Below are 12,347 nucleotides of genomic sequence, written 5' to 3' on the forward strand. Positions count from 1 at the left end.
GTTTCAACCAAAGTTCACCGCGGTTACAGCCAGATGGCCGGTTGTTCACAGACGGATGCGGCAACGATGAAAATCAGGTCATCGTGCTGTAACAAACCAGTCACCCCGGGGAAATGGCCTGCACCTACCTTGATAAAGGTGACTTCCATAACCACTCCAGAATCCCATTCGGACGACGTAAGAGACATCGTAATCGTCGGGGGAGGCCCGGCCGCCCACCGTCTGACCGAGTCGCTGGTGGCCCGCAATCCCGCGGATCTGCGGATCACCGTCGTGACCGAAGAGACCTACGTCCCCTATGACCGGGTGGGCCTGTCCAAACGCTTCACCTCCGAGGACCCGCTGCACCTGGGTGAACCCGAGCTGTGGGAGGACCCTCGAGTGCGGCTGCGCACCGGAGCGACAGTCACCGCGGTGAACACTGCCGACCGTAGAGTCACCATCGCCGATTCCGAAACCCTGACCTACGACGAGCTGGTGCTCGCCACCGGCTCCTCAGCCCCGCGACCTCCGATTGACAACGCCGAACATATTGCTCTCTACCGCACGATCGACGACGTTAACTGGTTGCGCAGTCAGGTCGCCGAACTCGCCGAGCGGCTGGGGCGTGCCCCGCAGTGCACCGTCATCGGCGGCGGGTTGCTGGGCCTGGAGGCTGCCGGCGGGCTGAAGGACCTGGGAGCCGAGGTCACCGTGGTCCATTCCAAACCCTGGCTGATGAACGCCCAGCTTGATGAGTACGGCGGCCGAACACTGAACCGACTCTTAGAAGACCAGGGATTTCACCTCCACATGGGTGAACGTCCAGCGTCCCTAGCCGTGGCAGAACCCGCCTTCCCAGACGGCGCTGCGATTCCCGGATGCCGTTACTCCCTGCAGTTCAGTGAGAGCGAGGACGTCGCAGCGGACCTGGTCGTGGCCGCCATCGGTATTTCAGCCCGGGACGAACTTGCCGTCGCTGCCGGTCTGCGGTGCGCCGATTCCGGAGGTGTGGTGATCGACCAGCAATGCGCCACCAGCGCTGTCGGGGTCTGGGCCATCGGTGAGGTCGCCTCCTTCCAAGGCACCTGCATGGGTTTGGTGGCCCCGGCCAATGCGATGGCCGAAGTGGTCGCTGACCGGATCTGCGGGGGAGAAGCGGTCTTCGAGGGATTCGACACGGCCGCCAAGCTCAAACTTGCCGGCATGGATGTTGCGAGCTTCGGCGACTGCTTCGCCCAGACACCAGGCGCCTTGGAAGTGGTCTTCGCCGATGCGGTGGCGGGGGTGTACCAGAAACTGGTGGTCACCGATGACGCCAAGACACTGCTGGGCGGGGTATTCGTCGGGGATGCCACACCGTATACGGCATTGCGGCCCTTGCTCGACCGGGAACTGCCGGCCGAGCCCGGCGCCTTCCTTTCGGCCGCCGGGGGCCAAGACATCGAGATGGACCTGCCCGATGATGCCCAGATCTGTTCTTGCAAAGATGTATCCGCCTCCCAGATCCGCTCTGCGGTGGCCGGAGACGGCACGAATTCCCCCTGTGCCGATATGGGATGCCTGAAGGCCTGCACCCGGGTCGGAACCCAATGCGGCTCCTGTATCCCCTTGGCCAAGAAGGTCATGGAAAAACAGATGCTCGCCTGCGGCATGGAGGTCTCCACTGCCCTGTGCGAGCACTTCACGCAGTCGCGATCGGAGCTGTATGAGGCGGTCCACGACGCTGGTCTGCGCTCCTTTACCGCCATTGTGGACCAGCTGGGAAGCCCGGCAGACTCTTCGGTGAACTTTGGTTGCGATGTGTGCAAACCGGCGATCGCCTCGATCCTGGCTGCAGTCCATGACGATTATGTCCTCGACGGTGGACGCGGAGTCTTGCAGGACACCAATGACCGGGCCCTGGCGAACATGCAGAAAGATGGCACCTACTCTGTGGTCCCCCGGGTGCCTGCCGGGGAGATCACACCGGCGAAGCTAAAGGTTATCGCCGAGGTGGCGGAGGACTTCGACCTGTACACCAAGATCACCGGCGCACAACGTGTGGATATGTTCGGCGCTCGGCTGGAGCAGTTGCCAGCCATCTGGCGCAGATTAGTGGATGCCGGATTTGAATCCGGGCAGGCCTATGGAAAGGCCCTGCGCAATGTGAAGTCGTGTGTCGGCTCGACCTGGTGCCGTTACGGTGTGCAGGATTCAGTGGCGATGGCCATCCAGCTTGAGTTGCGATACCGGGGACTGCGCTCCCCGCATAAGCTGAAGTTCGGCGTCTCCGGTTGTGCCAGGGAATGCGCCGAGGCTCGGGGCAAAGACGTGGGAGTTATCGCCACCGAGCACGGGTGGAATATGTATGTGGGTGGCAACGGCGGAGCCACCCCCGCACACGCCCAGCTGTTGGCTAAAGACCTCGACGACGAAACCTTGCTGCGGTACATCGACCGCTACATCGCCTACTACGTGCGCACCGCCGACCGGCTGCAGCGCACAGCGCGGTGGATCGAGGATATGCCACAGGGCATTGACCACCTCTACGACGTTATTGTCAACGATTCTCTGGGGATCGCCGCAGATTTGGAACGCGTCATCGCCGAGCACGTGGATCATTACGAGGACGAATGGGCCGCCACCCTGCGCGATCCACAGCGGCTGCGCCGATTCCGCAGCTTCGTCAACGCCCCCGAAACCCCAGACACTGAGCTCGCCTATGTCGTGGAACGAGGACAACGCAGACCGGCCAACGACGCCGAAATCCTCGCCTCTCAACAGGGCACCAACGGACCGGTGCTGGTCAACGGGCCGCGCATTCCCCTCCGCCAGTCGGACAGGGACAGCAGCCTCAACCGCACTAAGGCAGGTACACGATGAGCGAGCACGTAAAGAACGGACAGGCCGCCGGAGACTCGGCACATGATTCGGGCCCGGGCGAAGTGATTCTCCTTGGTGGTGGTCCCGGACCGGCCGATCTGATGACCCTGCGCGCCCACCGTGCCCTGGCTGAAGCTGACGTGGTCTACTACGACCGGCTGGCGCCTTCGGATGGCCTGCGCGATTGGGCGCCCCAAGCCGAGCTCTATGATGTCGGCAAACGCCCTGGGCATCACCGGATACCGCAGGAGAAGATTCAGGCGATGATGATCGCCTCCGCGGCCGCGGGGAAAACTGTCGTCCGCCTCAAAGGCGGTGACCCTTATGTCTTCGGGCGTGGAAGCGAGGAATCACAGGCCTGCCGCGAAGCCGGTATCCCGGTACGGGTGATACCGGGCATTTCCAGTGCGCTCGCGGTACCGGCCGTCGCAGGCATCCCCGTGACGGCTCGCGGCGTTGCCCGTTCTGTGACCGTGATCTCTGCTCATGATCCGCTGTCCGAAGAAGAGTTTTCCGGCTTAAGTGCATTGGGCGGCACTATCGTAGTGCTCATGGGGGTTTCGACCATGGGCCATACCCTCATGGGACTGCAGCGTCACGGGATGCGGGGGACGCCAGCCGCGGTGATCGAGAATGGATACAGCGACCGCCAGCGGGTGTTCATCGACACCGTGGATTCCCTGCTGAGCACGACTGCCGCTGCCGCCGTGCGCTCCCCGGCGGTCCTGGTGATTGGGGAGGTCGTGCGCTTGGCGGCCGACCATGATGAAGCAGCCGACCAACGCATCAGAGATCTGGCCGGTGCCCTCCTGTGAGCTCCTCAGAAGAGTCCTACACCGACCGTCGGCGTCCAGGTGCCCTGGCCCAGACCTTGAGCGGATTCCGCATAGGCGTCACCTCAGACCGACGCAGTGAAGAGTTGATTTCCGCTTTCGAACGGCGGGGCGCAGACGTCATCCATGCCCCGGCTTTGCGCATCGCTCCACTGACCGAATCCAGCTCCCTGCGACAGGAAACGCAATCGGTCATTGACGCCAAGCCTGATTATGTGATCATCTGCACCGCCTACGGCATGCGCCGCTGGACTGAGGCCGCTGATGCCGACGGACTGGGACCCCAGCTGCGCACGGTCTTGGATGCCGCCAGCATCCTGGTCCGTGGAGCCAAGGCACGTGGAGCCGTCCGCGCCGCAGGCTTCGACGATGACGGGTCCGCGGAGGATGAACGCACCTCCACCGTCGTCGATATGCTGTTGCGCCACAACCTCACCGGGCGGACGGTGGTCCTGCAGCTGCATGGGATGCCCTCAGACAAGGACGAGTCTCGGATCCAGGACGCTGGAGCCCGGGTGATCACCGTGATGCCCTATACCTGGACCGCCCCGGATGAAGACTCCGATCTGTTGGGACTCATTGACGCGGCGATCAACCAGCGGCTCGACCTGGTCACCTTCACCTCAGCACCTGCGGTCGAGGCGTTTCTGGCCGTGGCCTACCACTACGGAAAACACCAGGCACTCATCCATGCGCTGAGCACTGAGGTAACTGCGGTGGCGGTCGGACCGGTGACTGCCGCTCCGCTGATAGCCGCCGGGGTCCAGCCAGTGGTCCCGCAACGGTGGCGGTTGGGCGCAATGATCCGCACTGTGTGCGAACACTTAGACCTCCATGGTGTGCACCGAGTGGACACTCGGCACGGACCCCTGGAAATCCGCGGAGACAAGGTGCGGCTGGGCCTTGGCGAAACTGCGCATGAAGTTCGTCTGGCAGCGGGACCATTGTCATTGCTGCGCGTGTTGATGGAGGCAGGCCCCGCCGTGAGTTCGCGTCAGGAGCTTCTGGCCAAGCTGCACAACTGCGATTCAGGACATGCCTTAGAGACCTGGGTCTGGCGCCTGCGCAAGGCGTTCGACGGGATTCCCCTCGTGGAGACGGTAGTCAAGCGCGGGTATCGGCTGGCTCGGTGAACTGAGCCGACCTCACAGTGGTCGGCGAGGCCGGTGAGGAGACGTTTGCACCGCAGAAATCGTCCCCACATCGGCAGGTAATGGGCGTGGGAGAGACTGAAGTTGGTCGCAAAGACCACAGAAGAGACCGTTGACCTTGGAAGGTTCAAATGTCCTATATCAAACCCTCAGACTTGGTCGGCCGGATGGTCGAAGCAGGTGCGCAGAAGACGTTTATGTCCACCAGGGACACCTTGGTCCGAGCCTACATGGGTGGCGCCATTCTGGCCCTGGCCGCAGCTTTCGCCATCACCGTGACCGCGCAGACCGGCAGCCCACTGCTCGGTGCCCTTCTTTTTCCTGTGGGATTCGTGCTGTTGTATCTCATGGGCTTCGACCTGCTCACGGGAGTCTTCACCCTCGTGCCGCTGGCCCTGCTGGATAAGCGCCGCGGTGTCACCGTGAGATCGATGTTCCGCAACTGGGGGTTGGTCTTCTTGGGGAACTTCGGTGGAGCAGCCACCGTCGCGGTGCTGATCACGATCAGTCTCACCATGGGTTTTTCCACCGCTCCCAACGAGGTCGGGACAGCGCTCATGGAGATCGGACACAACCGGACCGTGGGCTACGCCGAATACGGCGCCGCCGGCATGCTGGCCCTGTTCGTCAACGCGGTGATGTGTAACTGGATGGTGTCCACCGGAGTGGTGGCGTCCATGATGTCCGACAGCGTCTCTGGCAAAGTCATCGGGATGTGGTTGCCGGTGATGCTCTTCTTCTATATGGGATTCGAGCATTCGATCGTCAACATGTTCCTCTTCCCGACCGCGCTACTGCTGGGAGGTGACTTCACGGTGGTCGACTACATCGTCTGGAACGAGATTCCCACCGTGGTCGGGAACCTCGTTGGCGGCCTGATCTTTGTGGGGTCGAGCATGTACCTAGCCCACCGCCGCCCTCGACTCGCCCGGCACGCAGTGGCCCTGACTCAGACCTCGCGCCCAGCGGCCCAGGCGAAGTCCGCGGCAGAAGCGCTGCCAGTATCCGACGTTCAGTCGGCATCGCAAGAACAGTCGGCATCGGAAGCCCAGCCACTTCCAGAAGACCAACCGGCGTTGTCTCGGGGCTGAGGCACGGGCCCGGTCTGTGTGGGTGTTCTGCTTCTGCCAAAGCGCCCGCTATAGGCCGGGCACGGGGCCGACGAACGGTGGCGGGACGTAAGGGTCCCGTGATGCCTGAGTCGAAGCGGACCCTGCGAAGTCCAGCGATTTCTGCGTGGCGCCCATGCTGGCAGATCAGCAGTCCTAAGGTGGAGAATCTGCAGATAAAAAGACATCGATCTAAGTCAGACGGGATTCACCGAATTTCGACGGCCATGTCTTGTGACGCAGCAAGTGACGCTCGGCTTCACGGTGGAACCCGCACGATCAGCCTGCGTGACCGGCTTCACGTGCTACCCATTTCGTCACTGTGGAGCTGAGGCACAGCCTCGGTTTGTAGACTGGAATCTGACCATCCCGAGCGGCCGAGAGATCTGGATCGACGACGCCGCAGCAACCCTGCCGTGACCATTCGCGGGCGAGGGTGCTACCGCCAGAAACGATGGAAAGAGGTTTTCTCCCGTGTCTTCAGCACCCACCGATCACGCCACCGTCACCTGGCCCGCAGGCTTGGCCGCCGAACTCTTCGAGACGCAGTACCAGCATCGTCCGCAGCGCCAACCAGGCCCCCTGCCCGCGGAGATCGTGGATGCCGCCGATGCCGACGTCCATCCGGGACGCCCGGCCGAGAAGCTGCATGGCGGACGCGGTGACGGCCAGCCGGTGGACGAGGCCCGGCGCATCGCCTTCTGGGAGGCAGCCGCCCAGCGCCTGGACTGGGAGACCCCCTTCGACACCATCCACTCCTGGACAGCCCCGAACCCTGCCAAAGAGCGCGGCCCGGTGATGGAGTGGTTCACCGGCGGGAAGCTCAACGTCGCAGTGAACTGTGTGGACCGCCACGTCGAGGCGGGCCGCGGCGACACCGTCGCCCTGTACTTCGAGGGCGAGCCTGGCGACCGCCGCGCCGTCACCTACGCGCAGTTGCAGAAGGAAGTGAACCAAGCCGCCAACGCGCTGGAGTCCTTAGGGATCGGCCGCGGCGACCGCGTGGTCATCTACCTGCCCGTACTGGTGGAGACCGTGGTCATCACCCTGGCCTGCGCCCGTATCGGCGCGGTGCACTCCCTGGTCTTCGGCGGCTTCTCGGCGGAGGCGCTGCGCTTCCGGGTGGAAGACACCGGAGCCAAGTTGCTCGTCACCACCGACGGCCAATTCCGCCGGGGCCAGGCCGTGCCGGTGAAAGCCAACGCCGACGAAGCCGTCTCCGGCGAGAACAACATTGAGCACGTGCTCGTCATCGACCGCACCGGCCACGCCGACAGCATTAACTGGGTGGACGGCCGGGACGTGTGGTGGCACGATGTGGTCACCACCGCCTCCGAGGAACATACCCCCGAGTTCTTCGACGCCGAGAATCCGCTGTTCATCATGTACACCTCCGGCACCACCGGCCAACCCAAGGGCCTGGTGCACACCTCCGCCGGCTACCTCACCGCCGCCTCCTGGACATTCGACTACCTCTTCTCCAACCCCGACGTCACCCAGCGCGATCGTGACGTTCACTGGTGCACCGCCGATTTGGCTTGGGTCACGGCCCACACCTACGAGCTCTACGGGCCGCTCTCCAACGGCGCCACCCAGGTGATTTACGAAGGTGTGCCCAACGCCCCGCACCCGGGCCGACATTTCGAGGTCATCGAACGCTACGGGGTCACCAGCTACTACACCGCCCCCACCCTGCTGCGCTCTCTGAAGGGCTGGCACGCCCACGGTATCCCCGCCGAATACGACCTCAGCTCCATCCGGCTCATCGGCACCGTGGGCGAAGCGGTCAACCCCGAGGCCTGGGGCTGGGCTCGGTCTCAGATCGGCCGCGATTCCCGCCGCATCGACGATCCCGCAGACCCGTCGGTGGGCGTGCCCATGGTCGACACCTGGTGGCAGTCCGAAACCGGGGCCACCGTGATTTCCCCACGCCAAACCGACACCCGGTTCAAGCCCGGCTCCGGCTCCCGCCCGCTGCCCGGCATGGCCACCGCCGTCGTCGACGATGACGCCCAGCCCACCCCGGCGAACGTGCAGGGCAAGATCGTGGTCACCCGCCCCGTCCCTTCCATGGCGCGCACCGTCTGGAATAACCCATCGCGGTTCTTCCACTCCTATTGGAAGGATTACGTGGAGCAGGGCTGGTTCCTGGCTGGCGACGGCGCAAAAATCGACGACGACGGCGACATCTGGATCCTGGGCCGTATCGACGACGTCATCAACATTTCCGGGCACCGCCTCTCCACCATCGAAATTGAGTCCGCCCTGGTCACCCACCCGCTGGTCACCGAGGCCGGGGTCTGCCCCGTGACCGACCCGAAAACCGGCCACGCTGCGGTGGCCTTCGTGGTGGCCCGAGACGGATTCGGTACCGACGGCGCATCCGGCGCCGAAGAGGCAGCAGCCGAGCTGCGGAACCTGGTGGCCAAGGTGATCGGACCGGTGGCCAAGCCCCGCGATGTGGTGTTCGTCCCCGATGTCCCCAAGACCCGCTCCGGAAAGATCATGCGCCGGCTGCTCACCCAGCTCTACCAGGACGACACGCTGGGCGACACCACCAGCCTGCAGAACGAGCCCTGCGTGGCCCAGATCGCCGAGGTACTGCGCCAGCGCTGATCCAGCTGAGGATCGTCCCGAACTCACGTGCCTCAGCTGCAACGTTGATGAGTCCTTACAGCACCGGAACCATTCCTCCGTCGACTCTGAGCGTTGTCCCCGTGACGAACGCTGACTGCTCACTCGACAAGTAGGCCACGGCAGCGGCGATCTCTTCGGGGCGCCCGAGACGTCCTGCTGGGATCTTTGCTACCGACTCAGCCAACACCTTCTCGGCCGGTACGCCCCGACGCTGTGCCGTTGATTCGTCAACCTGACGTACGCGATCTGTCGCAATCCTGCCTGGGAGCACCGCGTTCAACGTCACACCGTCAGAGGCAACTTCAGTGGCCAATGTCTTCATCACCGACACCAACGCCGGCCGCCCCATGTTCGACAAAGCCAAGTTATCCAAGGGCGCGACAACGCTGGACGAGCTAATCAGCACGATTCGTCCCCACCGTCGCTCTTGCATTCCAGGTAGGAGCTCCTGCATCAGTGCCTCCGGCGCCACGACCAGCGATTCCAACGCCTCACGTACATCGTGAGTTCCCTGCCCTACAGCAGGGCCCGCGTGCGGCCCAGGGCCATTGAGAACCAGAATATCGATGTGGTCCAGTTCCTTAAGGGCCTGCCGCGCAAGATCCACGGCACCGTCAGCAGTCGTCAAATCACCGCCGATACCAATAGCTGATTCCCCCAGTTCGGCCGCTTTCGCTTCCGCTCGAGCGTGGTCACGACCGTTGACGGCCACCCGAACGCCTTCAGCGGCCAACGCTTGTGCACTGGCCCATCCCAGCCCCTTGGTAGACGCGCACACCAGCGCTGTCCGACCTTTTAGTCCTAAATCCATGATTTCCTCTAATTCGTCGTATCCGGTCCGACCAATCACGCCTGTCATCAGCGACCGTCTCGTATGTGCAATGAAGAATCAGCTACCAACTGACGTCGAGGTCGGCAGGACCTCGTCCACTTTCACCTTCTTGGGCAGCAGCGCCCGAATTCCCTTCGAAATCAGCGGGAACAGCAACACCAGAGCCGTCAGTCCGATCAATATCGCAGACACTGGCCGGGTGAAGAACTGCGACAGATCCCAGTTGGTCTTGATGACTGACTGCATGAAGTTCGCTTCTAGGTTCGGTCCCAGGACGATTCCAAGTACAACGGGGGCCAGCGGAACGCCATAACGTTCGAAGAAGAAGCCCACCACAGCGAGACCCACCACGACGCCGATCTCCAGGTATGACATATTGATGGCATATGCACCCGTCACTGACAGTGCCACGACGGTGGCCATCAGCACCGGACGCGGAAGCTTGAGAATCAGCCCCGATGTGCGAATCGCCATCAATCCCAGGGGAATCAGCAACAGGTTAGCCAGAATGAAGATGACATACAGCGCGTACAAGGTATCCGTCTGAGTCAGGAAAAGATTCGGGCCGGGTTCGATACCTTTCACCAGAAGGACACCAATGAGGATGGCCGTGATGGTGTCGCCGGGAATGCCGAAAGCCAGGGTGGGAATGTAGGAGGACCCCAGTGCCGCATTGTTGGCACCACCGGCAGCCACCAGCGGCCCCGTGCTATATCCCTTCTCCGAGGTGTCCTTCTTCGAGGTATTCTTCCCGACGGCGTACGAGATCCAGGAAGCGATATCCGCGCCTGCACCGGGCACGGCGCCCACGATGGATCCGGTCACGTTGCCTTGTACCAAGGAGCCCTTGCGCTTCCAGAGAATTCGCGAGGCCGCTCCGAAGGATCCCTTTTCGCTGGACTTCTTCGACATCGAAATGCCGATAGGTTGAGATATCTTCTTCTCGGTGACGTTCCGCAGCACCTCAGAGATACCAAAGAGTCCGATCATCGCGGGAATGAAGTGAATGCCCTGGTATAACGCCGGCTGGTCGAAGGTGAACCGCGGATATCCCAACGCCACGTCCAGCCCCACCGTAGAGATCAAGAGCCCGGTCATCAGGGCGATCGTGCCCTTAATCTGAGACCCCTGAGAGACGATCACCGCTGCGGTCAGGCCCAGCACCGCCACCCAGAAATACTCGTAGGAGGTGAATCCGAGGGCGAACTCGCCCACCACCGGCGCCAGGAGAATCAACACGATGGAGCCGCCGAGGCCACCAATAACTGAGGCCAGCAGAGAAATGGTCAAACCGGTCCTGGCTTTGCCCTGCCGGGTCATTTCATACAAATCGGAGACATACGCCGCCGAGGACGGTGTTCCCGGCATACGCAGAAGTGCCCCCGGGATGTCACCAGCAAAAATGGCCATGGCCGACATCGTGATGATCGAAGCGATCGCAGGAATCGGGTCCAAGAAGAAGGTGAAGGGAATCAGCAACGCTGCGCCCAACGTGGCTGTCAGCCCTGGAAGGGAGCCGATCACGATACCCAGCAGCCCCGATAGGACCACCACCAGGATCACGAAGGGGTCAGCCACCATGCCCAGTGCGTCTGAGAAGTTGTTAACCATGATTCACCACAGCAATCCGTTGGGTAGCTGAACTTGGAGGCCGCGTTCGAATATCAGCCACATGCCGAATGAGAGCACGATCGAGGTGACGATCGCGGACACCGGCTTCGCTTTCAGCAGCAGCATGATGACAAGGCTGACAAGGAACATCGTGATGATGAATCCAAGGGGCTCCGCTAACATGATGTACCCGACGATGCTCGCCAGCATGACAACACCGTTGACCCAAGCCCGACGAGTGGACACGGTCTCCTGGTCGATTTCCATTCCAGGTGGAGCCGCATCCGCGCTACCAGATCCTGTTATGGGTACGTCTGGCGACTCGTCCTGAACGTCGCTCACAGTTGCCTCAGCACTGTCAACGCGGCGACTGGTCACGACCGTACGCAACAGGAGCGCGAGTCCGAACAACATCAGCCCAGAGGCGACGATCCCCGGGAAGAGGCCTGGCCCCGGACGCCCGTCGCCCAGTGTGGGAAGGCTCAACGCGTAAATCAGCACGATCGCACCAACGCCTACCGCGCTGAGGCTCAAGTACAGATCTGGATTCTTGCCCACTGGCCTCGTTGTGGTCAGGGTGGTTGACGTCATTCAGCCAGTCCTGCCTCGCGGATAATGTCGCCTTTGGTGACGTCATCTTCTTCAGCGAAGGTCGCGAATTCTTCAGCATTCCTATAGATCACTCCCAGGCCAGCGTCTTCCATGAACGTGGTGTAAGCCTCGGACTCTGCGATCTGACCCAGATGGCACTCCAGCTCCGCCACAATGTCCTCATCCATATCAGCCGGTCCCGCGATGCCTCGCCACGTACCCATCGTGAAGTCAATTCCCTGCTCCTGCAGCGTTTCAACCTCATCGAAGCCCGGCGCTCGCTCTTCGTCCATCACACCCAGAGCCTTAGCCCGGCCTGCTTCGATCATCGTACGGTTCTCGGCCAGTGACGCGGTTGAGATATCCACGCCACCGGCGACAACCTCTTGCAGCGCCGGAGCCGCTCCTTCGGAAGGGACCCAACGAATAGCATCGGCATCAACATCCTCAGCAAGCAGCATGCCTGCCAGCGAGACGTGCCAGATCCCTGCCTGCGCGGTTCCTGAGGCAACCAGGTCGCCTGGATTCTCGCGTGCGTGGTCGATGACGTCTGAGACGGACTCAAACTCTGAGTCTGCCGCGACAGTCAAACCAGCAGGGTCTGCGTTCATCTGCGAGATCGTCGTCACGGACTCGGGGCTAACGTCTGTCAGCCCTAGATGTGATGTCCAGGGACGTTGTTCTGGCCCCCGCCCGTAATGACACCGTGCCGATTCAAGAAGTATCTGTCCAGACCGCT

10 protein-coding genes and 1 riboswitch are annotated in these 12,347 nt (G+C 62.3%); of the genes, 5 read left to right on the plus strand and 5 right to left on the minus strand.

The features are described from left to right. Positions 1-23: 23 nt before the first annotated feature. On the minus strand, positions 24-149 hold the full coding sequence (locus tag O1A05_RS01245) for a hypothetical protein (RefSeq protein ID WP_270106295.1): 126 nt from the start codon (positions 147-149) through the stop codon (positions 24-26). On the opposite strand from O1A05_RS01245, the gene nirB reads away from it, so the two are divergent. From nirB to acs, 5 genes are all read left to right on the plus strand, one after another. Then, positions 148-2,844: a nitrite reductase large subunit NirB gene (nirB, locus tag O1A05_RS01250; RefSeq protein ID WP_270107469.1), complete on the plus strand. Its 2,697-nt coding sequence runs from the start codon at positions 148-150 to the stop codon at positions 2,842-2,844. The two genes, O1A05_RS01245 and nirB, sit on opposite strands and share 2 nt — an antisense overlap. Continuing rightward, on the plus strand, positions 2,841-3,659 hold the full coding sequence (cobA, locus tag O1A05_RS01255; RefSeq protein WP_270106296.1) for a uroporphyrinogen-III C-methyltransferase: 819 nt from the start codon (positions 2,841-2,843) through the stop codon (positions 3,657-3,659). Before nirB ends, cobA begins: the two co-directional genes overlap by 4 nt. Then, positions 3,656-4,810 (plus strand): uroporphyrinogen-III synthase, encoded by a 1,155-nt coding sequence (locus tag O1A05_RS01260; protein WP_270106297.1) that lies wholly within the window; start codon positions 3,656-3,658, stop codon positions 4,808-4,810. The genes cobA and O1A05_RS01260 overlap by 4 nt, the downstream gene beginning before the upstream one ends. Before the next feature lie 149 nt (positions 4,811-4,959). Further along, a complete protein-coding gene (locus O1A05_RS01265; RefSeq protein ID WP_270106298.1) occupies positions 4,960-5,919 on the plus strand; it encodes a formate/nitrite transporter family protein in 960 nt (319 codons plus the stop codon). A gap of 379 nt (positions 5,920-6,298) precedes the next feature. Beyond that, positions 6,299-6,398: riboswitch (SAM riboswitch) on the plus strand. Between the two features lie 184 nt (positions 6,399-6,582). Continuing rightward, positions 6,583-8,553, plus strand: a complete 1,971-nt coding sequence (gene acs / locus O1A05_RS01270; RefSeq protein ID WP_270107470.1) for an acetate--CoA ligase — start codon at positions 6,583-6,585, stop codon at positions 8,551-8,553. Positions 8,554-8,608: 55 nt separating this feature from the next. Here the strand turns inward: acs and O1A05_RS01275 are convergent, their stop codons facing one another. The 4 genes from O1A05_RS01275 to O1A05_RS01290 all read right to left on the minus strand — a co-directional run bounded on the left by O1A05_RS01275 (position 8,609) and on the right by O1A05_RS01290 (position 12,219). Then, positions 8,609-9,433, minus strand: a complete 825-nt coding sequence (locus tag O1A05_RS01275; RefSeq protein ID WP_333481994.1) for an SDR family oxidoreductase — start codon at positions 9,431-9,433, stop codon at positions 8,609-8,611. 30 nt (positions 9,434-9,463) lie between these two features. Further along, on the minus strand, positions 9,464-11,017 hold the full coding sequence (locus tag O1A05_RS01280) for a tripartite tricarboxylate transporter permease (RefSeq protein WP_270106299.1): 1,554 nt from the start codon (positions 11,015-11,017) through the stop codon (positions 9,464-9,466). A gap of 3 nt (positions 11,018-11,020) precedes the next feature. Then, on the minus strand, positions 11,021-11,518 hold the full coding sequence (locus tag O1A05_RS01285) for a tripartite tricarboxylate transporter TctB family protein (RefSeq protein ID WP_270106300.1): 498 nt from the start codon (positions 11,516-11,518) through the stop codon (positions 11,021-11,023). An 86-nt stretch (positions 11,519-11,604) separates the two neighbouring features. After that, positions 11,605-12,219 (minus strand): tripartite tricarboxylate transporter substrate binding protein, encoded by a 615-nt coding sequence (locus tag O1A05_RS01290; RefSeq protein ID WP_270106301.1) that lies wholly within the window; start codon positions 12,217-12,219, stop codon positions 11,605-11,607. Positions 12,220-12,347: the final 128 nt, after the last annotated feature.

This window comes from Citricoccus sp. NR2 (genome assembly GCF_027594385.1).
Classification (GTDB): domain Bacteria; phylum Actinomycetota; class Actinomycetes; order Actinomycetales; family Micrococcaceae; genus CmP2.